Origin of the sequence: Phyllobacterium ifriqiyense, assembly GCF_030817885.1 — a bacterium.
Taxonomy (GTDB): Bacteria; Pseudomonadota; Alphaproteobacteria; order Rhizobiales; family Rhizobiaceae; genus Phyllobacterium; species Phyllobacterium ifriqiyense.
In genome coordinates this window covers 676,413-700,600 of record NZ_JAUSZT010000002.1, presented here as the reverse complement: position 1 = coordinate 700,600, position 24,188 = coordinate 676,413, and the positions used below count along the sequence as shown (strand labels likewise).

Below are 24,188 nucleotides of genomic sequence, written 5' to 3'. Positions count from 1 at the left end.
GCCCTGAACCTCACCTGTGCTGGCCTCCGCATGTAGCTGCCCATAAATCAGTTCAAAAGCAGGTCTGTCTTTGTCAAAATCGCGTAACAGTGCTAACCATCGCGCATCTCGTAGGCAGGTATGGCAATGAACGAAGCCAAGATCGCAGAAATTGAAACCTGGCTGGACATGCAAGGGCTCTCCGGCGCCAGCGAAACAGAACTTATGAATGGGTTTTGCCAGCGCTGTCTTGATGCTGGAATCCGGCTTGAGCGAGCAAATGCATTTGTCGACACGCTGCACCCCATCTACGAAGGCCGAGTTTTTCTATGGCGCAGGGAAGGGCAGGTCGAGCGCGCCATCATTGAATATGGTTCTTCGCAGGAGGGTGAAAGCGCAAGCAACTGGCAGACATCAACCTTTTACAGCATGTTGAATGCGGGCGACGATGAAATGCGCGTGCAGCTGGGACGGGAAAAAGACTTGGGATTCCCGCATTTGCTCACGCTCAAAGGCGAAGGCTGCACTGATTATCTCGCGCTCATAAATCGCTTCTCTTCTGAAGGCACTATCGGCGAAATGGATTGCTTTTATTCCTCCTGGTCTACCGATGACCCACAGGGTTTCCGTGCAGAGGATCTGGTGGCGATCCGTCGAATGGTGCGAGGACTGGGATTGGCCATAAAGTGCGCCTCGCTGACCCGTATCGTCCAGACCTTGGCCGATGTCTATCTAGGTCATGATGCCGCTAAGCGTGTCCTTGCCGGACGCATCAATCGAGGTGCCGCGGAGCGTATTGAAGCGGTCCTGTGGTATTCGGATCTGAGAGGCTATACACGCATTTCAGATACAGCATCGCCCGATGCAATCATTCCCATGCTGAATGATTATGCGGAAGCAGTCATATCCTCGATACACGAAACGGGCGGCGACGTACTCAAGCTTATGGGAGACGGTATTCTTGCGATCTTTACCAACGGCAACTCTGCTCAGGATTGTGCAGCAGCGCTAGAAGCTGAATATTTGCTACGCAAACGCCTTGTCACGCTTAATCAAGTTCGCCACGCGGATGGTGCTCCAGCAACCGATGTCTATCTTGGCCTTCACATCGGAGAGGTATTCTACGGTAATATTGGGAGTGATACGCGCCTCGACTTTACAGTTGTCGGTCCCGCGGTAAACGAAGTCAGTCGCATCGCATCAATGTGTCGCTCGGTTGACCAGGACATATTGATTTCCGATAGTTTTGCCGAAGCTTTGCCAAGCGAATTGCGAGACCAACTCGTCTCCGTCGGGCGTTATGCGTTGCGGGGAGTGGGACGTGCCCAGGAGCTCTTTACCCTTGATCGAGCCAGGTCTGGACGCCTGTAGTCATTTTCACAACCTATGCGCCTCCGCATTTGATTTGGCAACTTCGTAAATCTGACGCCATTATTGCGCCGCGTCGACTGTCAAACTGGGATTCCTGCTTTTGCCCACCGGTTATCATTTTTGTAGGGGTTCAGTCCTTTGCGTCGTTTCGATCAGACTTTAGTCTGATTCCACAACGGACCAATCCCTTTTCATTCATGAGACTGAAGCCCAACACCGGAACGATGCCTGGTGCTGACGTTTGCCTTTGAGTTTTGCCATCCAGTCATCCTCCTGAAAACAAAGAGGGTTTTGTACGTGTCGCATTTGAAAATAGAATGTGCCCAGCTAAAAGCATAAAATCACGTAATAATAGTTATGGAACTACCATTATCCCTTGCGCACCAAGAAAACATCATTAAAGGGATAATTCGTTTATTTTCATAGTTTTAAACTTGCATAATATGCTATTATCCCTATTCTAAAGTTCATCGAACATTCTAGGGATAACATGATTAAATTCAAAACGTTATCATCAGAACAAATTCGCCAACAGGTTGATACAGCGCAGGTTTATGATGTTTATCGAACCAGCGCGAAAGACTATGAACAGCGGTTTTCTGGGTCTATGTCATGGAAGAAAAGCACCAATGACAAGACTTATCTTTACAAGAAGACCAATGGCATCTGGAAATCTTTGGGTCCGAAATCAGCCGCAACAGAACTGATACATAACCAGTTTCATTCGGGTCGCGACGACTCGAAGGATCGTATGTCGCGGTTGGCACAGCGTCTTGACCAGCTTGCGCCCGTTAACCGGGCTATGTCCCTTGGGCGCGTCCCGCTATTGACAGCCCGTATCATTCGGGCGCTCGACAAACTTGGCCTTATCGGAACAGCAGTCGACGTTGTTGGCACCAACGCCCTGTTCATCTATGAACGCATGGCTGCTGTTCATATCAGCGGCGGGCTATTGTCCACACAGGACGTCGACTTGTTGATGGATTCGCGTTTCAGTTTAAGGCTCATCGTTAAGGATTTCTCTAACAAAGGCTTGATCGGCCTATTGCAGAAAATTGATCACTCTTTTCGCCCTCTTGCCAAAAATGGATACCGGGCGGCAAACCGTGATGGGTTTCTGGTTGACCTTATCAAGCCTATGCCAAAAGATATTCTCTCCTCCAACGAGAAAAACCGCTTCAGCGCCGATGCCGAAGATTTGCAGGCGATAGAGATTGAGGGGCTTTCTTGGCTGGTTAACAGTCCCAAAGCATCCGAGACAGTGATAGACGAACGAGGATATCCAGTCAGTTTCTCCTGTCCCGACCCTAGAGCCTTCGCACTCCACAAATTGTGGCTTTCACGTCGTTCGGATCGAGATGCAGCCAAACGTTTGCGGGATGAGCAGCAGGCACGTGTCGTTGCCGAGCTTATCAATAAATACCTTGCCCACCTCTCCTTCCAATCGAGCGACCTACAGGCTTTACCATTTGCCCTACGCCAGCTTGCCTCGGAGTTCGACTCGGCTGCAGTTAAAAATGCACCTCCAAGCCTGACACCTGACTGGTAGCAAAAAAGAGCGCCGGACATGCCAGCGCTCTTTTTCTTTTAATTATATGCCGTCATGGGCGGGCAAGAACAAACCAGATTGCGATCGCCTGCAACATTGTCGATCCGGGAAACCGGTGGCCAATATTTCAGCAGATCCTCCGATTCTCCGCCGGGCAGACTTGCTACCTTGCGGCTATAGGGGTGCGACCAGTCATCAGCCAGAACATCGCCCGACGGATGCGGAGCGTTGACAAGTGGATTGTCATCTCTCGGCCACTCTCCGCTCGCAACTTTTGCAGCCTCACCCGCGATTGCGATCATCGCATCGCAGAAACGATCAATCTCGCGCTTCGATTCTGATTCCGTAGGTTCAACCATCAGCGTTCCAGCAATTGGCCAGGACATTGTGGGGGCGTGGAACCCATAATCAATCAGACGCTTGGCTATGTCTTCAACACCAATTCCGGCACTTTCCTTAAGTACCCGAGTATCAAGAATACACTCATGTGCCACGCGATCATTACGGCCCTTGAACAGCACAGGGTAATAATCCTTCAATCGTTCAGCAATGTAATTGGCATTGAGAATCGCCATTTCGGTTGCGCGCTTCAAGCCTGCTCCACCCATCATACGGATATACATCCATGTGATTGGCAGAATTGATGCGCTGCCGAATGGTGCGGCGGAAACCGCATTGCCGGTGCCATTCATCACATGTCCAGGCAGGAATGGAGCCAGATGCTTCTTAACACCAATCGGGCCGACACCGGGCCCCCCGCCACCATGAGGAATGCAGAAGGTCTTGTGCAGGTTCATGTGGCAGACATCCGCGCCAATATCACCGGGACGTGCAAGCCCAACGAGCGCGTTCAAATTGGCACCATCAAAATAGACCTGACCGCCATGTTCATGAACGACAGCGCAAATATCTTTGACCCCCTCCTCAAATACGCCATGTGTTGACGGGTAGGTAATCATCAATGCGGCAAGATTGGCGCTGTGTAGTTCAGCCTTTGCTTTCAGATCATCGAGATCGATGTCGCCTGCCTCTTCGCAAGCAACAACGACCACCCGCATCCCCGCCATATGCGCACTGGCAGGATTGGTGCCATGGGCTGATTCAGGGATGAGGCAAATATCGCGATGATCATCGCCGCGATCTAAATGATAGCGACGGATTGCAAGAAGACCGGCATACTCGCCTTGGCTACCGGCATTTGGTTGCAGTGACACGGCATCAAAGCCTGTGATCTCTGAGAGCCAAGCTTCAAGATCATCGGTCAGCGACTTATAGCCCAGCGCATGATCTTCCGGTGCGAAAGGATGCACATTAGCAACGCTTTGCCAGCTTACGGGAAGCATTTCTGCTGCAGCGTTCAGCTTCATCGTGCAGGAACCGAGCGGAATCATCGCACGGTCAAGCGCCAGATCCTTATCGGCAAGCCGACGAAGGAAGCGCATCATTTCGGTTTCCGAACGCTGTTGATGGAAGACAGCCTGGGTCATGAAACCCTCGGCAGGCCGCGAGCTTGGCAACTTTGAGCCGGGATCATTCAGCACCTTGGCACCGAACAAACCGGCAAGCGCTACCAGATCCTCGTCCGTCGTTGTCTCATCTACAGTGATACCTAGTCTGTCCGCATCAATATGGCGGAGCAGTCGTTCGCCTTTTTCGGCGCTGGCCGCAATAGCATCTGCTCTACCCGGAACGCTGACCGTGACCGTATCGAAGAATTGTGACCCACTTAATTCAAGGCCCACAGCCTCAAGTGCAGCCGCCAATCTTGCAGCCTTTGCGTGAACTTGGCTGGCAATAGCCTGAAGCCCCTGCGGACCATGCCAGATGGCATAGGATACCGCCATGTTCGCAAGCAGTGCCTGCGCTGTACAGATATTCGACGTAGCCTTGTCGCGGCGAATATGCTGCTCGCGTGTCTGCAATGCGAGACGGTATCCCGCCCTGCCTTTGCTATCGACCGATTGGCCGACCAGCCGGCCTGGAATAAGCCGGGTTAGATTTTCAGTCACCGCGAGGTAGGCGGCATGGGGGCCACCATAACCTACGGGAACGCCAAAGCGCTGCATGGAACCCGCAGCAATGTCGGCACCCAGCGACGCAGGTGATGCAGTGACCGTCAGAGCAAGCGGATCGGCAACTGCAATAACAAGTACGCCTGCGGCCTTCGCAGCCTTGATAACAGCAGAGTGATCCCTGTAGACTCCGTAAGTATCCGGCCAAGATACGATGACAGCGGCTGCAGTATTATCGATCTCGCCGCCATTGACCGTCATGCCCAGGGGTTCAGCACGAGTTCTGACCACGTCCAGGATTTGCGGATGGACATCTCCGGCAAGGACAATTCGCGTACGCTTTTCGCGGTGATGGCGATAGGCAATCCCTACGGCTTCCGCAACAGCGGTTGCCTCGTCAAGGAGCGACGCGGAAGCGACGGGCAGTCCTGTCAGCTCGGCCACCAGCGTCTGGAAGTGAAACAGGAGCTCAAGACGGCCTTGGCTGATTTCAGACTGATATGGCGTGTAGGCCGTATACCACGCCGGATTCTCAAAGAGGTTGCGTTGGATCACTGCCGGAACATGAGTACCGTGATATCCTTGGCCAATATAACTTTTGAAGGTCTTGTTGTGGCCCATCTTGGCGGCCAGTTCGGCGAGTGCTTCGGCTTCATTAACCGCCTCGGGAATATCAAGGGGTTTTTCGAGCCGGATAGACTTTGGAACAGCCTGTGAAATCAACGTATCGAGTGAAGGAATACCAAGCGCAGCCAACATGGCGCGCGAGCCTTGCGTACTAGGGCCGATATGCCTGTCGGCAAATGGGAATATGCTCTTGTTCATGATGTTCAACCAATAATCGCTTTGTAACCGGCTTCATCAAGCAAGCCTGTCAATTGTTCAGTGTTGGAAAGCTTCATCTTCCAAAGCCAGCCATCGCCGGTAGCGGCAGAATTGATCAGGGCCGGATCACTTGCGGTCGCTTCGTTCACTTCTGTGACTTCACCATCCAGCGGCGCGTATACATCGGAGGCAGCCTTGACAGATTCAACAACAACAGCTGCATCACCTTTGGAAAGGCTGGTGCCGATATCGGGCAACTGAACAAAAACGAGATCGCCGAGCTGATCCTGTGCATGATCCGTAATACCGACCGTTGCGATATCGCCATCAACGCGTACCCATTCATGATCTTCGGTAAAGTAAGTGGTTGCCATTTGTATTATCCTTTGTGGTAGCGATGTGGCGTGAAGGGAAGTGGATGAATGTGGACCGGAATGCGATTTCCGCGCACTTCAGCAAAAATCGGCACCGTTGCGGCAAGAATGTCCTTATTGACGTATCCCATCGCCACCGGATGACCAGCGGAGGGACCGAACCCGCCCGAAGTGACAATGCCGACATGTTTTCCGTCCGCATCAATGAGGACAGTCTCAGAGCGAACCGGTTGGCGACCATCGGGTTTCAAGCCAACCCGCTTTCGCGCGCTACCCGAGGCAATCTTTTCGAGCAGAGCTTTGGCGCCGATAAACCCGGCCTTCTCACGGACAGCTTTTCCAATTGCCCAAGTAAGGCCTGCATCTACCGGGTTAAAGTCAGGGGTAATATCGTGACCATGTAGACAAAGACCGGCTTCCAACCGAAGGCTGTCACGGGCCGCAAGTCCGACCCAAGCCACTCTCTCATCCTTGAAGAGCGTCTCTGCAAGCTCACCGGCATCGGTCGCAGGCAATGCAATTTCGAAACCATCTTCACCCGTATAGCCTGAGCGACTCATGAACCAGCCCGGCTTCGGCTCAAAGCCATGCATGAAAGCTAGCTCGGTCCCCGCAATCCCTGCTTTATGCAGAACATCAGCTGCTTGCGGGCCTTGAATGGCCAGAAAAACACGGTCTAGCGCATCGATCTTGCAGTCAAAATCTTTTGCGACACCGCGCAGGTGCGCCTCGTCGGCCGCCGCATTGCCGGCATTGGCCACCACCATGTAATGAGCGGCACCCAAACGGGTTACGATAAGATCGTCGAGTATGCCTGCCTGCTCGTCGAGAAAAAACGTGTATTTGGATTGTCCCGATTGCAATGCCCCTGCATCCAGCGGGCATGCACGTGACAAAAGCGCTGTTGCGCCTGGACCCGAAACATCGAACAATTGCATATGGGAAATGTCAAAAAGCCCGGCGTTTTCGCGCGCATGAAGATGTTCCTTCATCACCCCCAGCGGATAGGTGATAGGCATTGACCATCCGGCAAATCCACCAAAGCGCGCACCGGCAGCTTTATGCAGATCATCAAGTGGTAGTGATTTTAGTTGTTCTTCTTCGTTGCCCATTACTTCTCCAGAGTCGCGCAAAGACCTCCGCCACAACGACGGAATGTTTCTTTGCCCCTCTGTCGGAAGCCTGAGAGACTCGCACAGCCGTTACGGGACCTTGGTCCCAGCTGAACTTACACCTTCGGCGCGAGGTTTCCCCCGACTTTCCAGAGTTGCCTTACCCGTTTGCGGTTCTTGATACCTGAGAGATTTCGGGCGATTTCCCCTTCGGTGGCTCTGCACATCACTGCACAGAACACTCTCCCGCAAACTGACAGGGCCTTATGATTCTTCAATCCCAAGGCCCTCGACAAGCCCGGACCATAGCCTAGCGCAACGACCCTGTCATCCGCACAAATGGCAAATTTGGCGCTTAATGAACAAAATTTGTCGAAGTGGGGATATTTGCCGCACGCTTCAACGCCATGACTCCGAGCGTCTGCCCCCTACCCTTCACGGCATGCATTCCAAGAAATTCCGGCTGAATATCGCCTTCGAACTCCACTCGCTTTGCGAGATCTCCGGAAATCAATACTGGTGCATCAAGTGTCCGACAAAGCGTTTCCAGCCGCGCAGTGGTGTTCACCGTGTCACCAAAATAGGTAATCTTGTGATGATCGACCCCTATTTCCGCAGTAATGATGGGACCACCGTGAAGGGCTGCGCGAAGTTGTGGAACACGTCCAAAATTTTTCAGCCACTTTTCCCGGTCTGCCTCAATGGAATCGAGAATAGCGAAGACGCATTTTACGCTATTGCCATTCTTGGTGCCTCTCGCCATTGGCCAAGTAATAATGGCGGCATCGCCAATATAATCGTCAATGGTCCCCCTATATCTGCGTACTGGCTCGGCAAAGGCTGCGAACAACGCTCCAAGGAACTGCTGGGCCCGCAGATCACCAAATTCCTGGGCAAAGGAAGTCGACCCAACCAGATCGATAAACAGGAATACCCGCTCCTCTTCGATGGGCTTGCGGTAACGCCCGATAAGAAGACTTGAAAAGACGTCACGCCCCAACAATTCGCGTACCCGCGCAACGAAACTGACGACGAGCGAAACACCCAGCGCGGCGAACATGGCGCTAGCGGGCAAAATTGCGATTTCACGCCAGGATTCGTAAGTTTGGTAACCTATAAATCCCAACAGGAGCCGACATAATGCGGAGCCTACATACATCAAAATGTATGTAACGATGAGCATGGCAATCAGATAAAGCGGGGTCGAAAGCGCGGCAATTCTTGCATAGAGTCGAGGAAACAATGCCCCACGCTCGAGTGCGATAATGGGTACGCAAGTAAAAAGCGCAAAAACGGAACCTACAATTGATGGTTCTCCGTAAAAGGCCCAGCTAAAAAGTGCGCCGCTTATGGAAACGACGCACAGAATGAATATCCAAAATCCTCCGGAGTATCTGTTCATGTCTGCTCGCTCCGCAGCAGAAGTAAGTTGGGCGGATTGATCAACATGCACATCTCCGGATAACCGTTTGACCTTATGTAGACGCTTTTGCTCACTGTCCAAGATGAGTTGACGAATTTATTTCACGCAATCTTGACGTGCGCTATGTCACGTATCATATTCTGTTACATGAAAAGAAACAGCCGCCTTTCCGCCGTCCTCCACGTCATTCTCCACATGGCAGAGCGCGCCAAACCCATGACATCGGAGGAATTGGCCAAACATATGCATACAAATGCCGTTGTCGTCCGCCGGACAATGGCGGGATTGCGAGATGCCGGATTTGTGCGATCCGAGAAGGGCCATGGTGGTGGCTGGATTATCGCACGCGACCTCAATACTTTAACTCTTCGCGACATTTACAACGCGCTTGGCTCCCCTGACTTTTTTGCTTTGAGCAATAGAGCCGACGCACCCGATTGCCTTGTGGAACAGTCGGTCAATCATGCGCTCGACACTGCATTTCAAGAAGCCGAAGCCCTTATCATTGAACGGCTCGGCACGATAACACTCGCCGATCTCGCCGCCGATTTTCACCGGCGTTTTGATGCGATCAGAAAGGAGAGAAAATCCCATGACCTATGACGTTATTGTTGTTGGGGGAAGTTATTCCGGTCTTGCAGCAGCGTTGCAAGTCGCCCGTTCACGTCGCAATGTACTTGTTGTGGACGCAGGCGAGCGCCGCAACCGATTTGCTGAAACCTCTCACGGATTCCTGACACAAGACGGCAGTTCGGCTGTACAGATTGCGCATGTTGGGCGCGAGCAGCTATTGGCTTATCCGAATGTCACCTGGGTTGATGCCCGTGCGGAAAATGCCGAAGGTATCCTCGATGCCTTCACTGTCAGCACCTCATCCGGAGCAGATTACAAGGGCCGGCGTCTTATTCTGGCAACAGGTGTCACGGACATATTGCCAATAATACCCGGTCTTCGCGAACGGTGGGGCAAGAGCGTTTTTCATTGTCCCTATTGCCACGGTTATGAAGCAGGTGGCGGCGATATCGGCGTGTTGGCGACAAGTTCCTTGTCTGCCCATCAAGCTTTAATGCTTGCCGACTGGGGCAATACCAAGCTTTTTGTCAACAACATGTTTGAGCCTAGTGACGACCAATTGGCGGCTCTGGCTGCGCGTAATGTGACGCTCGATTATGGGACGATTGCCGCCATATCGGGCGAAGAGGCACAGCCGATTGTAGAGTTTTCTGATGGTCGTGCCCTATCGCTTACCGGATTGTTTACTCTTTCGCGCACCGTTGTCACTGGTCCACTCCCGCAACAATTGAAGTGCGCGCTGGAAGATGGACCGCTCGGAACATTCATTCAAACGGACGCAAGCAAACTAACGTCGGTTCCTGGTGTCTATGCCTGTGGCGATACAGCCCTTATGGCCGGTTCGGTCTCCTTTGCCGTGGGCGACGGCGCTAGGGCGGGGGTTTTCAGCACATCAATCGCTAATATTTCCCAGCCCAATGCACTGATTTACATCGGCTGCGTCTCGGTTCGAGCTTGCCGATAGGACACCAGTACCAGCGCACCGATGAAAGTTCCCGTCATCAACAGAACGATGGTCGGCGCCGGCGCGCTGTCAATGAAGAAAGCAAAATAAGTACCGAAGAAAGAGGCCAATACCGCAACGACGACGGAGAAGAGAAGCATTTTACTGAATGTCCGGGTAAGCAAAAAAGCAATTGCTCCCGGCGCGATCAACATGGCAATTGCTAATATGATGCCAACAGCTTTTAGAGCGCCCACAATCGTCAGGGAAATCAGGCACAGCAGCCCATAGTGCAGCAATCCCACACGTAATCCAACTGCGCGGGCTTGCACCGTATCAAATGCGTGAAGCAAGAAATCGCGCCATTTAAACACGATAGTTCCGGCTGTGATCGTTGCGATGATCGCCGTCTGGGCGATATCGCTCCAGCTGATACCGAGCATGTCACCAAACAATATATGGTCGAGGTGAACGTCTGACTGGATTTTCACATATAGCACGAGACCAAGGCCGAACATGCCGGAAAAAACGACGCCCATAACTGTGTCCTGCTTGATACGGCTGTTTTCCTTCAAAAACCCGGTGGCAATTGCGCAGAACATGCCTGCCACAAAGGCTCCAACCGCATAGGGCAAACCAACAATATAAGCGATGACTACTCCTGGAAAAACAGCGTGCGAAATGGCGTCGCCCATCAGCGACCAGCCCTTTAGCACCATGAAACAGGAGAGCAAAGCTGTCGGAATTGCTACGAGTACTGAGATGATCAACGCATTGATCATGAATTCGAACTGAAAGGGCAAAAGCAGGGTTTCAAAGACGCTCATAATGCGACCTCCTGCATTTCTGCAGCGCGGCGCCGGGCTGCGATCAGTCCATGTTTGGGCGCGAAGATAAAAGCGACCAGAAAAATAAGCGTCTGCAACAGGACAATGATTCCGCCGGTAGCCCCGTCGAGAAAATAGCTAATATAGGCACCGGCAAAGCTTGTCATTGCACCGATGACAACAGCGATGACGAGCAGCCGCGGAAATCGATCCGTTAAAAGATAAGCGGTGGCGCCGGGCGTCACGACCATGCAAATAACCAGAAATGCGCCGACTGTCTGTAAAGCTGCCACGGTCGACGCCGATAAAAGCGTAAAGAACATGATTTTGAGCGCCGTTGGATTGAGACCGATAGAACGTGCATGACTCTCATCGAAAAAAACAACCATGAGGTCTTTCCATTTTACCAGCAGAATAGCCAGCGAAACGAATCCGATAATGGCAAGTTGGAGCGTGTCTTCCGGTGTAATCGCCAGGATATTGCCCAGAACAATTGTCTGGATATTCACGGACGTCGGAGAGAGTGACACCATGAACAGGCCGAGACCGAAAAAGGATGAGAAGATCAAACCGATGATAGCATCTTCCTTGAGCTTCGTACGTTGGTTGAGAAACAACATCGCAGCGGCGGCCAGTCCGCCCGAAAAGAATGCACCAATTGAGAAAGGCAGCCCAAGCATATAGGCACCAGCCACACCCGGAACGATGGAATGCGAAAGCGCATCCCCGATAAGAGACCAACCTTTCAGCATGAGATAGGCCGACAGGAAGGCACAGACACCGCCCACCAACGCCGAAACCCACATGGCATTGATCATATATTGATAAGAGAACGGTTCGAGCAGCAATGTCATCTAACGTGGTCCATTGCTTTTGGGATTTACGGTATTGTCGTAGAGCACGAAGGGCCGCTCATCATCGGTAATCACGCCGACAGGACGTCCTTCACCTGCGTGCGGTGCATCAAGCTTGAAATGACGCAGCACTCCGCCGAATGTCCGTTCCAGATTTTTCTGTGTGAATGTCTCGGCTGTCGGACCATAAGCAAGTACGGTGCGATTGAGTAGAACAGTGCGGTCACAGAACTCCGGTACGCTACCAAGATTATGCGTTGAAACCAAAATTACCCGCCCCTCGTCGCGCAGGGCTCGCAGCAATATGATAATCGCCTCTTCCGTTTTCACATCCACGCCGGTGAATGGCTCATCCAGCAAAATGACCCGTCCATCTTGTGCTAATGCGCGGGCAAGAAATACCCGTTTCTTTTGGCCACCCGAAAGCTCGCCAATTTGGCGTTTGCGAAAATCGGTCATTCCCACGCGCGCGAGGGCATCCGATACTGCCTGCCGATCTGCAGCCTTGGCGATACGCATCATGCCCATGTGGCCATAACGGCCCATCATGACAACATCTTCCACCAAGACCGGAAAATTCCAGTCTATATCCTCGCTTTGAGGAACGTAGGCAACAAGGTTCTTTTTCAAGGCTTCATTTACTGACTGGCGAAGAACTGAAATCGTTCCTTCGGAAGCCTTTATAAAACCCATGATTGCCTTGAAAAGCGTTGACTTGCCGGAACCATTAACTCCCACTAGCGCAGTGATAGTGCCTGTAGGGATTTCAAACGTCGCATCGCGCAACGCCGTATGACCGTTGCGATAGATTACCGTAGCGCCCTTTACCGAAATGCCCCCACCCGCGTCAGACGACGCGGGTGAATATCTTTGAGCCGATTGAAACGATTGGGCGTTCATTGCGTGATACCTTTGGCAAGGCCTTCCGCAACCCGGCTGGATGTGACGCGTAAAAGATCTATGTAGGTTGGGACTTCACCACTCGCGTCGGTAAGCGAGTCCACATAAAGAACGCCGCCATAACTTGCGCCGGTTTCCCGTGCGACCTGCTTGGCAGGATTAGCCGAGATCGTGCTTTCCGAGAAGACCACGCCGATCTTGTTCGCCCGGACCGCATCAATCACCTTGCGTACTTGTTGAGGCGTGCCTTGCTGATCTGCATTGATAGGCCAGAGATAAACTTCTTTCAGATCAAAATCGCGAGCCAGATAGGAGAACGCGCCCTCGCTGGACACCAACCAGCGCTTTTCCGCTGGAATGGCTGCAAGCTCGTCCTTAATCGGATCAATCGCTGCCTTGATTTGTCCCTTGTAGGTCTCGGCGTTTGCCTCATAGGTTTCAGCATTAGCCGGATCATATTTTACAAAAGCGTCGCGGATATTATCAACGTAAATCAGCGCCGCTGTCGGGGACATCCAGGCATGCGGATTTGGTTTACCCGTATAGGGCCCTTCAGCAATGCCCATCGGCACCACACCCTGCGAAACAACGACGCCTGGAACGTCTTTTAAATTGGCAAAGAACTTTTCAAACCAGAGCTCGAGATTGAGGCCATTCCATAAAATAAGTTGGGCACCCTGCGCTTTCTGGATATCGCCCGGCGTTGGCTGATAATTATGAATCTCCGCGCCTGGCTTGGTAATAGATTCAACAATCGCCGCATCACCAGCAACATTGCGCGCAATGTCGGCAATAACCGTAAATGTGGTCACCGCCTTGAATTTGTCCTGTGCCGCTGCGGGGATGATCGTCAAAATCATTCCGAAGACCGCGCCCGTTATTCCGGTCAACACGGACCGCCTCACTCCATCCAGCATAGCCTCTCCTTATTGCAATTGAGTTGCAACTGCATCCTTAGCGAGGATCATCAATTATTGCAAGTGCGAATGATTTGCAAAAAGACCTGGCAGTATCTGTCAGGAATGAATTGTGAGCAGCTCGTGCAACTTTGACAGAAAATGCTGGCATTGATATCTGTTCGCTCTTGCCGCCGCTGATCCCTACCTGACATTTCGCCAATTTAAGGACTGTGACGATGGCCGACACCGCTGCGCCGAACAATGGCGTTTCATCTTTAGCAATCGAAGCGCATGGGCTAACCAAAAATTTTGGCAATGTCCGCGCCGTGGACGGTATTGATCTTACCGTGCCGCGCGGCATGATCTTTGGCATCCTCGGACCAAATGGTGCTGGCAAGACCACCTTGTTACGCATGCTGGCGACGTTGCTGCCGGCAGATGCGGGATCGGCAAAGGTGCTGGGTTTTGATTTGAAGGACTCGCCTCACGAGGTGCGCGGATCGATTGCCATGACCGGTCAATTTGCCTCGCTTGACGAAGATCTGACGGGACGTGAGAATCTGATCTTGCTGGCAAGACTATGGGGTTTCCGCGGACGCAACGCCAAGAAACGTGCCGATGATTTGCTAACAGCTTTCGACCTGATGGATGCGGCTACCAAGCAGGTAAAGGATTATTCTGGAGGTATGCGCCGAAGGCTGGACATCGCCGCGTCGCTTGTTGTTACTCCCGGGGTTCTTTTTCTCGATGAACCAACAACCGGTCTCGACCCGATGGCACGCAAGAGTGTTTGGCGTATGATCCGCTCTCTTTCCGAGGCGGGCGTTACGATACTTTGACCACGCAGTATCTTGAGGAAGCTGACCAGCTCGCCGCTCGCATCGCTGTCATCAATCATGGCAAAAAGATCGCCGAGGGCACCAGCCGCGAATTGAAAGCTGCAACTGGCTCCGGCTTTCTGCACCTGACATTGGTTGAGCATTCACGCATTGACGAAGCGGAGCAGGTGCTTGAAGAAATAACAGGTAACAAGCCCCAGCGAAGCTCGGAAGGTGCGGCCTTATCATTGATGATTGATACGCCTCAAAATGCCAATCGTGCTCTGGCCGCTTTAATAAAAGCCGACATCGAACTTGCTGATTTCTCTATGGGTGCGCCAAGCCTAGACGAAGTGTTTTTCGCTTTGACTGGCCAGATTACCGAGCCTCAGATTACTGACGGAGAAGCGTGATGGACGATAATAAGGCAACAGTTGCACTTATCCATGCTGCCCGCCCTCCTCAACCTTCAGCATTTTCCAATGCGCTTGTGTTTGGCTGGCGGGCAGTATTGAAATTTAAACATGTCCCTGAACAGCTTTTTGATCTGGTGATGACGCCGATCATGTTCACCCTGCTCTTCACCTTCGTCTTTGGCGGCGCGCTCTCAGGGTCAACATCAGCCTATTTGCAGTATTTTTTGCCAGGCATCCTTGTACAGACCGTGGTGTTCAATTCAATGTACTCGGGAATGGGTCTGAGTACAGATCTTGGCAAGGGTCTGTTTGACAGGTTTCGTTCATTGCCAATCTGGTCTCTCTCGCCTTTCGCCGGTCTGATGGTCGGCGATATCCTGCGCCATCTCATCGCGTCCCTGCTTATTCTGATAATAGGGATTATTCTTGGCTATCGGCCGGAAGCTGGGATTATAGGTATCGTCGAGGCTTTGCTGTTGCTTATTGTTATAGGTTTTGGCTTTGGCTGGATATTTCTGGTGCTGGGATTGGTCATGCGTACGCCCAATACGGTCATGACAATGGCGTTCACCGGCATCATGCCGTTGGTTTTCGCATCGAACATCATTGTTGATCCAGCAACAATGCCCAGTCTGCTTAGGGCATTTGTCGAGGTCAATCCTGTATCGTTGATGACGACAGCTATGCGCGGTCTTATGGCTGGCAATGCGACAATGGTTCAAATTGGCGCAGCATTGATCGCGCCTGTTCTATTGACCATCACACTCGCGCCGCTCACGCTTTGGCTCTATCGCCGTAAATAAACAGGCCAAAACAATCCGAGTGATTGAAATAGGGAGCCGAATGTGAACATTCGGCTCCCTATCCTATCACTACCGACAGTACTGTCCGCCTATGTAAGTTTCTTACTCGCCGTAAGGAACCCATATATTTTTGACTTGTACAGCCCGGCGCAAATATTCCTTGCCTTGCGCCTTGCCGCCCAGCCAGTCGCGCTGACGGCCATTGCTGACCCATGTGGTCTTCAAATTTCCACATGACGCTCGCTCCACCATGGCGCTGCCTTCCTTGGAGCCGATATACCAGATCGCATCAACTTCATCATGTTCGGCCAAAGTTTTGGCAAGAACATCGCGTTCACCCGTGATGATATTAATCACTCCGCCGGGCACGTCGGATGTGTCGAGCACCTGATACAGATTGGTTGCAAGCAGCGGATGCCGAGCAGACGGCACGACCACCACACGATTGCCCATCGAAACGGCCGGAAGCACCAGCGAAACAAAGGACAGAAGTGGGTTTTCATCCGGACAAACTATACCGACAATGCCAAAGGGCTCGTTCATAGCCAGCGTCACATGGCGTGACTTGGTCGCGTGGACAGCACCATCATACTTGTCGGCCTGTGCAGCATAATAGAAGATGCGTCGCAGCGCCGTATCAAACTCTTCTGCCGCCGCCTTGGCCGACACGCCGGTGCTTTCAACCAAAAGTGCTTCGAATTCCGCACGGCGGGCATCAAGGTTTTCGCCAAGATAATAAAGCACCTGAGCGCGATTGTGTGCAGTTGCACTTCCCCAGCCTCCAGCTTTGGTTGCCGCTTCTACCGCATTACGAATGTCTTTCCGATTGCCGATGCCGGCATGGCCGACGATCTGACCGCCTTTGCCAAGGACGGAATAGGAGTAGCCTCCGTCCGGCCGAGCTTGTTTGCCGCCGACATAGTTCTTGGCCGTACGGTCAATGGATCCACCCTGAGCAACCTTTGCATCTCCGTCCGGGGCCGCCGATAGTTTCAAAGGCTGTTCCGCCTTTGCTAGCGGCAAGCGCTTTTCCCAATCAGCGGTGAGATATTCATAAAGACCTTCGCGACCACCTTCCCTACCAAAGCCGGATTCGCGATAGCCGCCAAAGCCTGCGCCGGCATCGAGAAGATTGGTTGAGTTGATCCAGACAACACCAGCTTTCACCCGTGCAGCCATATCAAGGGCCAGGTTGATATTCTCTGACCAGATTGAAGCGGCAAGCCCGTATTTTGTATTGTTCGCCAAGGCAATTGCCTCGTCGGGTGTACGGAAAGTAGTCGTCGTCGCGACAGGACCAAATATTTCGACTTCGCAGACAGTCGATGCCGGATCCACATCCGTAAAGAAAGCTGGAGCAAAGAAATTACCTTTGGCCGGGAGTTTCCCGGGCGCTTGCCAAAGTGTGCCCCCTTCTGTCTTGCCCTTTTCAACAAGCGACGTCACGCGTTTCAACTGACCTGGCGAAACCAAAGCACCGATATCCATTGTCTTGTCGAGTGGATCTCCAACACGCAGCGTTTCCATGCGTTTGCGCAGCTTGTTGTAAAAGCGCTCGGCAATACCTTCCTGCACAAGAATACGGGATCCAGCGCAGCACACCTCACCTTGATTGAACCAGATTGCATCAACAACCCCTTCAATGGCGCCGTCAATATCCGCATCTTCAAAAACAATGAAGGGCGACTTGCCACCGAGTTCCAAGGAGAGCTTTTTTTCCGATCCGGCAATCTGCTCGCGGATGATCCGGCCGACCTCGGTGGAGCCGGTAAATGCTACCTTGTCCACATCCTTATGGCCGCAAATAGCAGCACCAGTTGTGCCATCGCCATGAACAATATTCACCACACCCGCAGGCAGACCCACCTCATGGCAGATCTCCGCGAAAGCGATTGCCGTTAACGGCGTCAGTTCGGCAGGTTTAAGGACAACGGTGTTACCGGCAGCAAGTGCCGGAGCGACCTTCCATGCCAGCATAAGCAAGGGAAAGTTCCATGGAATGACCTGACCGCAAACGCCGACCGGAGAATATCCTTCGAATTCTGTCTCGACCATTTCTGCCCAACCGGCATGATGATAGAAATGACGGGCGACAAGCGGAATATCAATATCCCGCGTCTCCCGGATAGGCTTGCCATTATCCATTGTTTCCAACACGGAGAAAAAGCGCTCACGCTTTTGTATATGCCGTGCAATGGCGTAAAGATATTTGGCCCGCTCATGCCCGGGCAATACCGACCATTTTCCGAATGCTGCGCGAGCAGCCTTTACCGCCGCATCCACATCAGCGGTCGTGCCGTGCACCACTTTTCCCAACGGAGAACCGTTTGCAGGGTTCATGACGGCAATCAGATCGCGACCTTCAATGCTGGTGAACTTACCATTGATGAAATGTCCGAAACCTTGGTTATTGGCATCGAGCCAGGCTTGAACGTCAGTATTACTTTCCGGTGCCGGGCCATATTCCATGGTGCGAAGAATATCCTTGATCTGTCCCATGTTTGATTCCTTAAGCGAGTGCATGGCGCGACGACGCGGCGTAGCGGCCCGTCACATAATGTTCGAGTTGCCGTTCGATATCTCCAAGCATCGAGCTGGCGCCAAGGCGGAAAAGATCCGGCTGCAGCCAGGGCAGGCCCAATTCCTCCTTCATCAGGATCAGCCAATTCATGGCGTCCTTGGCAGTCTTCATACCGCCGGCAGGCTTGAATCCAACGATCTGGCCCGAATATTCGCCAAAATCACGCAAGGCACGCAACATGATCAAACTGACAGGCAAAGTTGCATTGACATCTTCCTTGCCTGTGGATGTCTTAATGAAATCGGCACCAGCCTGCATTGCAACCATGGAAGCACGATAAACATTGCGTAGCGTATTGAGGTCGCCAGTTGCGAGAATTGCTTTCAAATGCGCATCGCCAGAGGCCTCGCGCATCTGCACGATCTCGTCGTAGAGCGCTTCCCAATTCTGCGTAAGAACCTGCTCGCGATTGATAACAATATCAATTTCCTTGGCACCCTCGCCTACCGCATATTTGATTTCGGCAAGTCGCTGCGGCAGTGGCGTCAAGCCAGCGGGAAAGCCGGTCGCAACCGATGCAACAGGAATGTTCGTTCCGCGCAAAGCCTTAACAGCGTGCCCAACCATAGTAGGATAAACGCACACCGCGCCCGTCGTAATATTGGCATCGCCAAGGCCAAGCGCTTCAAGTATGTCTATGCGAACCGGACGTTTTGCCTTCGCGCAAAGCCGCTGAACACGCCCTGCCGTGTCGTCACCTGCCAGTGTGGTGAGGTCAATACATGTGATCGCTTTTACCAGCCAAGCAGCCTGATATTCCTTCTTTACGGTCCGGCGTGTCGTCAGAGTGGCAGCACGGCGTTCCGTGGCAGAACGGTTGACAGCAATATCCTCAAACCACTCAGGTTTCAGTTCAGTGCCGGTGTTGCGCGCATGAGCTTTCTGCACGGCTAAGTGCGTGCCCTTGGCAACCGATAAGTCTTGCGTGTTCATCCACGACCCTTCCTGTGATCTATGAAGCGATTGAGCAAAATAGCTGCAACTATGATGAGTCCGGTGACGGTCATCTGATAGAAGGAGCCCAATCCCAGAAGATTGAATATGTTTCTAAGAACTTGAAGCAACATTACGGCAAAGAATGTGCCGAGAACACCACCGCGACCGCCAAAAAGGCTTGTACCGCCAAGGACAACTGCTGCGATGGCGTCAAGCTCCAGGCCTTGCGCTGCTGTTGGCTGACCGATGCGCAAACGCGATGTCAAAAGAATTCCACCGAGAGCCGCCATGAAGCCGGAAACAGCAAAGACGGCCGTGACAATCAAACGGGTGGGCAGACCGGAAAGACGGGCAGCTTCCGGATTGCCGCCTGTCGCAAACACGTACTCACCAAAGACTGTAAGGCGCAGCACAAGCCCTGCCACAATGCAAAGGCCTATAAAGATCAGCCCCATGGACGAAATGGCAAAGCCGGGAAAGATTGGCACCATCGTTGAGCCGATGGCGGCAAAACCTTGCGGCAGCCCGCTGACTGGCACGCCATCGGTCAGAAGATAGGTAATGCCCCGGAAAGAGACGAGGCCGGCCAAAGTTACAATGAAGCTCGGCACTTGTGCCAGAGCGCTCGTCGCACCCATGGCTGCGCCACAGGCTGTTCCCGCCAAAACCGTTATTGCAACTGCGATGAATGGATCGAAACCGTTGGACATGAGTACTGCCACCAGCATACCGCACAGTGCTACAATGCTGCCCACAGACAAATCAATATTCCCTGTGAGAATGACAAAGGTCATCCCAATGGCAACGACGCCTACCACGGCTGCCTGTTGGAAGAGGTTGGCTATGTTTGCGAAAGTCAGAAAATTATCTGACAAGGTTGTCGCGATCGCTACCACCGCCAAAAAGATGACAATGAAATTATACTCGATACCGAGATCAATGGCCCGTTTACCCAACCCCGGCGAAGGCAGCTGAGCGGCGGATATTGCTGTTTTAGACATGGTGTTCACCCAATATTGTAGCCCGCAGAATTGTATCGCGGTCGGTGATGGACGGATCATATCGTCCAATATTGCGGCCCTCATGGAAGACCCAGATTGCATCGCAGGCAGCATAGAGTTCTTCGAGTTCGCTGCTGGCAACAATTACCGCTGCGCCATCTTCTGCCAATTTATCCACCAGATTATAGAGATCGGCTTTCGCCCCAATATCTAGACCACGGCTTGGCTCATCCAGCAGAAGTACACGGGCGCCATTGATGATCCACTTCGCCAGGACAATTTTCTGCTGATTGCCACCGGAAAGCTGCACCACAGCCTGTTCCGGCTTGCCATACTTGGTGGAAAGACTTTGAAGGACCGGTGTTGCCTTCTGTTTTTGGAGCGAATGGCGCGTCAACCAGCTCTGGCGCATGGAAGGTAACGTCGCGTTTTTGTAGATGGGCGCGTGTAGTATCAAACCCTCGGTCTTGCGGTTCTCCGGTACGAGGCCCAAACCACATCGAATAGAGTCTGCCGGATGACGTGGATGGAAGTTCTTGTCTTCCAGCAATATCTCACCTTCGAAATGGTGCGCTCCAAACAAAGCTTTCAGAAACGACGTGCGGCCTGATCCGTTAAGTCCGGTAAGGCCGACAACTTCACCCCAGCGCACATCAAGTCCAGAAATATTGAGACCCTCTGCACCACGCAGCCTGTTGACTTTCAACGCTACCTTGCCTGTAACCGGCTTGCGGACCTTACGTTCAATCAGCGAACGCTCCTTGCCTATGATGGCGGTAACAAGTTGCTCATCGGTGGTGTCAGCAATATCGTACGTTCCGATAGTCTTGCCGCCGCGCAAAACCGTAACCCGATCACCGATCTCACGCAATTCACCAAGCCGGTGACTGACATAAACAATTGCGACGCCATGCTTCACCAAATCGCGGATAACTTCGAATATGCTCTTCAGCTCAGTCTCATTGAGCGATGCCGAAGGCTCATCCATGATAATGATTTTCGCATCCATGGTGAGCGAGCGGGCGATCGCGGTCAGCTGCTGGTTGGCAACAGATAGAGTTTCAACACGCGCATCGGCGGCGAAATTTGCACCAACCCGCCGCAAAGCTTCGTGGGCGCGCTTGCGCCTTGCCTTGTGATCAATCAGACCAAACTTGCCCGGCGCATGACCGAGAAATAGATTTTGTTCGACAGTTAGTTGCGGGACAAGATCCAACTCCTGATAGATCATGGAAATGCCAAGTCGCGATGCTTCTGCCGGACTGCGCAATTCTACAGGATTACCTTCCAGCGCAAGCTGTCCGCCTGTTGGCCGAAAAGCTCCCGCTATGATTTTGAGCAGCGTCGACTTCCCGGCACCATTTGCCCCGAGCAGACAGTGGACCTCACCTGCACGGACTTCAAGCGATGCCGATTCCAGTGCAATAATGTTCGGCAGAAATGTCTTTGAAACGTTTTTAACCGTCAGAACGTCACGTATCATCGCTTATCCCCAATGCATAACGGGCGGTGGCCTCATCGGTAACAATGACTGATACGTAGCCGGCTTTTAACACCGAGGTTGCGATCTTGAATTTTTCCTCTCCCGCGACCACACCAATTGACCACTGCTTGTTTTTCAGCAGTTCAAGGCGCATGCCAACGGTACGGTCATCAATCGCTGTATCAACGATTTTGCCATCCTTATCGACGAAGCGTCCGAGAATATCACCCACAGCGCCGGCATCTTTAAGCCGGTCTATATCTGCTTCATCCAGATAGCCGGAACTTAGCAGCACTGATTCATGGGTAATTCCGCCCATGCCAAAGCAGACAATATCAGCCTGCATGGCAAGCTTCAGCACGCGCTCAATAATTGGATCTTCTTCAAGAACCTCCCGCGTACTTTTCTTTCCAACGATAGCAGGAACAGGCAAAAGCGTTGCCGTGCCATTGCCAGCCTTGGCGAACTCTTCTGCCACGGCACTGGTGTGTGTTACCGTCGAGCGCAAATTGGTCGCGCCATTAACCAGCACGACATGCACACCAGGATTCCAATTATTGGGCAGAAAGCGCGCCACGGCCGACATTGTGCGACCCCATGAAACGCCGATCAGTTCTGCCTTTGGATTAAGTCCTGCCAAATACCGTGCGGCAGCCTGGGCAACACTCTCCATAAGCAGAGCTGAATCGGTTGAACCGCCCGAAGGAACGACAATTGCATCGCGAAGACCAAACTCCTGCTGCAACCTCACCTCGAGTTCCGTCTTCCGGTAAGCACGCGGCGTTATCTCAATACGGACAACACCCAATTCCTTCGCCTCAGTCATGAGGCGGGCGATCTGCCAGCGGGTCAGACCAAGTTCCTTGGCGATCTCGCTCTGGGTTTTGTCGAGATCATAATAAAGCTTTGCTACGCGAACCATGAGATGTTCACGCTGCTCATCGGAGGGCAATCGTACGGACGGGTTTTGACGTGCATCGTTCATCGTTCGGCTCCTGCCCTTTGCCGTGCACTCAAGGCGTGGAGCACCGGCGTCAATGATTCCGTTGCATTTCTATAAAGTTCCATCGTCTCGCGATAGCGTTTTGACCGTTGCGCATCCGGAAGCATTTCTTTGGTCGGAGCAGCACAGGCTTCAGACGCAGTGATCAAATCCGGAAACAGACCGAGAGCATGGGCAGAACAGACGGCTGTACCGACAAGCGAAAGATTATCGTCATACGCAACATGTACCGAACGCTGCAGAGCATCCACTGTTGCTTGCAACCATAGTGGATTTTTACAAATGCCGCCGGCAACGACAATCCGCTCGACGTTGACACCGCGCTGTTCAAGGACAGCAACGACATTGGCTGAGCCTAATGCGATGGAATCGACGGCCGAAGCGTATAGGTCTGCCCGGTCGTGTCCAAGGGACAGTCCAAGTACGGCACCGCGTAGATCAGCGTCGCGGTATGGCGTACGGTTTCCCATCCAGTAGTCCAGAGTCAACAAACCCGAACCGCCCCCAGATGCATTGGAGGCCTTCTTGATCAGATCGGTATGTCCTTGCTCATCAAGGCCGAATAGCTTCTGGCTGAACCAGTTAAGGATCGAACCGGCCGACACCTGCCCGGCTTCTACCAGCCAAAGCCCATCCACCAACGCATTTGGATAAGGACCCCAGAAACCGCTTACGTCACTTTGTTCATTCAAATGGGTCAAATGAACAACTGATGTTCCGCCAATGATTAGCATTCCGCCAGCGGCAACTGTACCGGCACCGAGCATTCCTATATGGGCGTCGATACCGCCCTGCACAACGATTGCTTGTCCGGAAATACCCAAGGCATCCGCAATGCCTGGTTGCAAATTTCCGATAACATCGCCTACTGGAATAATCCGCTGCGGTAGTTTTTGCTGCAATCGGGAAATGCCAAGCGCATCATAAATTTCCGGAACGAAACTGCCGTTTTTGGAATCATAGTTCCACTTGCAGGCGGCATTCATGCGCGAGCCGGACCACTCCCCACAGAGCCGGAAATTGATAAAATCCAGCGCTTCGCAGATGACGTCCGCTTTCTCAAAAATCGCAGGCTCATTGGCAGAAAGCCACATCGCCTTGGGCACCAGCCATTCGGCAGCGTCGCCACCGCCGCTATAATCCATAACCGGATGTTTTACTGTTTCAGTGGCTCGGGCTTCTTCGCTGGCACGGCAATCCATCCATAGAATTGCCGGATAAAGCGGCCTGCTTTCCTTGTCACAAACCACAACCGAAGAAGCCGTTGTGGCAACGCATACAGCTGCAATTTCGTTCGAGCCGCATCGAGCGATTGCCTCACGCCCAGCTGTCAGCACCGCAGCCCACCAGTCCTCAGCCTGCTGCTCTGCCCAGCCAGCACGCGGATAGGTTGTATCATAACTAGCTTCCGACAAAGAGAGCATTACTCTGCCCTCTACATCGTAAACTCCAGCCCTGACACCTCCCGTGCCGAGATCAAAGTTCAGAACCAATGTCACTCTTGTA

The 24,188-nt window shown here is 52.6% G+C and carries 20 protein-coding genes, 1 pseudogene and 1 riboswitch; of the genes and pseudogenes, 7 read left to right on the top strand and 14 right to left on the bottom strand.

The genetic code is table 11. From position 1 onward, the window contains the following. Window positions 1-126: 126 nt before the first annotated feature. Window positions 127-1,350, top strand: a complete 1,224-nt coding sequence (locus QFZ34_RS04915; protein ID WP_307277664.1) for an adenylate/guanylate cyclase domain-containing protein — start codon at window positions 127-129, stop codon at window positions 1,348-1,350. 490 nt (window positions 1,351-1,840) lie between these two features. Then, the gene (locus tag QFZ34_RS04910; protein WP_307277661.1) at window positions 1,841-2,899 is read left to right on the top strand and encodes a GSU2403 family nucleotidyltransferase fold protein; all 1,059 of its coding nucleotides are present in this window, start codon (window positions 1,841-1,843) and stop codon (window positions 2,897-2,899) included. Window positions 2,900-2,937: 38 nt separating this feature from the next. Here QFZ34_RS04910 and gcvP read toward each other — a convergent pair whose 3' ends face one another. From gcvP to QFZ34_RS04890, 4 genes are all read right to left on the bottom strand, one after another. Then, window positions 2,938-5,736 (bottom strand): aminomethyl-transferring glycine dehydrogenase, encoded by a 2,799-nt coding sequence (gene gcvP, locus QFZ34_RS04905; protein ID WP_307277659.1) that lies wholly within the window; start codon window positions 5,734-5,736, stop codon window positions 2,938-2,940. A gap of 5 nt (window positions 5,737-5,741) precedes the next feature. Then, window positions 5,742-6,110 (bottom strand): glycine cleavage system protein GcvH, encoded by a 369-nt coding sequence (gene gcvH, locus QFZ34_RS04900; protein WP_115054060.1) that lies wholly within the window; start codon window positions 6,108-6,110, stop codon window positions 5,742-5,744. Window positions 6,111-6,115: 5 nt separating this feature from the next. Next, complete coding sequence (gene gcvT, locus QFZ34_RS04895; protein WP_307277654.1) at window positions 6,116-7,222, bottom strand: glycine cleavage system aminomethyltransferase GcvT; 1,107 nt, start codon at window positions 7,220-7,222, stop codon at window positions 6,116-6,118. Window positions 7,223-7,383: 161 nt separating this feature from the next. After that, window positions 7,384-7,481: riboswitch (glycine riboswitch) on the bottom strand. Between the two features lie 96 nt (window positions 7,482-7,577). Then, a complete protein-coding gene (locus QFZ34_RS04890) occupies window positions 7,578-8,624 on the bottom strand; it encodes an adenylate/guanylate cyclase domain-containing protein (RefSeq protein ID WP_115054062.1) in 1,047 nt (348 codons plus the stop codon). A 168-nt stretch (window positions 8,625-8,792) separates the two neighbouring features. On the opposite strand from QFZ34_RS04890, the gene QFZ34_RS04885 reads away from it, so the two are divergent. Beyond that, window positions 8,793-9,248 carry an Rrf2 family transcriptional regulator gene (locus tag QFZ34_RS04885; RefSeq protein ID WP_307277650.1) on the top strand — a complete coding sequence of 152 codons (456 nt, stop codon included), beginning with the start codon at window positions 8,793-8,795 and terminating at the stop codon, window positions 9,246-9,248. Then, window positions 9,238-10,144 (top strand): annotated as a pseudogene (locus QFZ34_RS04880) (NAD(P)/FAD-dependent oxidoreductase). The gene QFZ34_RS04885 and the pseudogene QFZ34_RS04880 overlap by 11 nt, the downstream one beginning before the upstream one ends. A 1-nt stretch (window position 10,145) precedes the next feature. On the opposite strand, the gene QFZ34_RS04875 reads toward QFZ34_RS04880, so the two are convergent. Genes QFZ34_RS04875 through QFZ34_RS04860 form a run of 4 tightly spaced genes read right to left on the bottom strand, consistent with a single transcriptional unit; the run spans window position 10,146 to window position 13,659 of the window. Continuing rightward, on the bottom strand, window positions 10,146-10,988 hold the full coding sequence (locus tag QFZ34_RS04875; protein WP_307277647.1) for a metal ABC transporter permease: 843 nt from the start codon (window positions 10,986-10,988) through the stop codon (window positions 10,146-10,148). Continuing rightward, window positions 10,985-11,842, bottom strand: coding sequence for a metal ABC transporter permease (locus tag QFZ34_RS04870; protein WP_115054066.1), 858 nt, complete (start codon window positions 11,840-11,842; stop codon window positions 10,985-10,987). Before QFZ34_RS04870 ends, QFZ34_RS04875 begins: the two co-directional genes overlap by 4 nt. Continuing rightward, window positions 11,843-12,742 carry a manganese/iron ABC transporter ATP-binding protein gene (locus QFZ34_RS04865; RefSeq protein WP_307277644.1) on the bottom strand — a complete coding sequence of 300 codons (900 nt, stop codon included), beginning with the start codon at window positions 12,740-12,742 and terminating at the stop codon, window positions 11,843-11,845. It abuts the gene before it with no gap. Then, complete coding sequence (locus QFZ34_RS04860; RefSeq protein WP_307277641.1) at window positions 12,739-13,659, bottom strand: metal ABC transporter substrate-binding protein; 921 nt, start codon at window positions 13,657-13,659, stop codon at window positions 12,739-12,741. Before QFZ34_RS04860 ends, QFZ34_RS04865 begins: the two co-directional genes overlap by 4 nt. 218 nt (window positions 13,660-13,877) lie before the next feature. Here QFZ34_RS04860 and QFZ34_RS04855 point away from each other — a divergent pair, with 218 nt between their 5' ends. The 3 genes from QFZ34_RS04855 to QFZ34_RS04845 are packed head-to-tail and all read left to right on the top strand — an operon-like array spanning window position 13,878 to window position 15,678. Further along, window positions 13,878-14,480: an ABC transporter ATP-binding protein gene (locus QFZ34_RS04855; RefSeq protein WP_307277638.1), complete on the top strand. Its 603-nt coding sequence runs from the start codon at window positions 13,878-13,880 to the stop codon at window positions 14,478-14,480. Next, complete coding sequence (locus QFZ34_RS04850; protein ID WP_307277636.1) at window positions 14,477-14,872, top strand: ATP-binding protein DrrA1-3 family domain-containing protein; 396 nt, start codon at window positions 14,477-14,479, stop codon at window positions 14,870-14,872. The genes QFZ34_RS04855 and QFZ34_RS04850 overlap by 4 nt, the downstream gene beginning before the upstream one ends. After that, window positions 14,872-15,678 carry an ABC transporter permease gene (locus QFZ34_RS04845; protein WP_307277633.1) on the top strand — a complete coding sequence of 269 codons (807 nt, stop codon included), beginning with the start codon at window positions 14,872-14,874 and terminating at the stop codon, window positions 15,676-15,678. The genes QFZ34_RS04850 and QFZ34_RS04845 overlap by 1 nt, the downstream gene beginning before the upstream one ends. A 102-nt stretch (window positions 15,679-15,780) precedes the next feature. Here the strand turns inward: QFZ34_RS04845 and QFZ34_RS04840 are convergent, their stop codons facing one another. From QFZ34_RS04840 to QFZ34_RS04815, 6 genes are read right to left on the bottom strand one after another with little or no spacing between them, the layout of a single operon-like run. Next, window positions 15,781-18,177 (bottom strand): aldehyde dehydrogenase family protein, encoded by a 2,397-nt coding sequence (locus QFZ34_RS04840; protein WP_307277631.1) that lies wholly within the window; start codon window positions 18,175-18,177, stop codon window positions 15,781-15,783. A gap of 10 nt (window positions 18,178-18,187) precedes the next feature. Next, a complete protein-coding gene (gene deoC / locus QFZ34_RS04835; protein WP_370878687.1) occupies window positions 18,188-19,192 on the bottom strand; it encodes a deoxyribose-phosphate aldolase in 1,005 nt (334 codons plus the stop codon). Next, on the bottom strand, window positions 19,189-20,196 hold the full coding sequence (locus QFZ34_RS04830) for an ABC transporter permease (protein ID WP_115054072.1): 1,008 nt from the start codon (window positions 20,194-20,196) through the stop codon (window positions 19,189-19,191). Before QFZ34_RS04830 ends, deoC begins: the two co-directional genes overlap by 4 nt. Then, a complete protein-coding gene (locus QFZ34_RS04825; protein WP_307277628.1) occupies window positions 20,189-21,679 on the bottom strand; it encodes a sugar ABC transporter ATP-binding protein in 1,491 nt (496 codons plus the stop codon). Before QFZ34_RS04825 ends, QFZ34_RS04830 begins: the two co-directional genes overlap by 8 nt. After that, the gene (locus tag QFZ34_RS04820; RefSeq protein ID WP_115054074.1) at window positions 21,669-22,664 is read right to left on the bottom strand and encodes a sugar-binding transcriptional regulator; all 996 of its coding nucleotides are present in this window, start codon (window positions 22,662-22,664) and stop codon (window positions 21,669-21,671) included. The genes QFZ34_RS04825 and QFZ34_RS04820 overlap by 11 nt, the downstream gene beginning before the upstream one ends. Beyond that, the gene (locus QFZ34_RS04815) at window positions 22,661-24,181 is read right to left on the bottom strand and encodes an FGGY-family carbohydrate kinase (RefSeq protein ID WP_307277624.1); all 1,521 of its coding nucleotides are present in this window, start codon (window positions 24,179-24,181) and stop codon (window positions 22,661-22,663) included. Before QFZ34_RS04815 ends, QFZ34_RS04820 begins: the two co-directional genes overlap by 4 nt. Window positions 24,182-24,188: the final 7 nt, after the last annotated feature.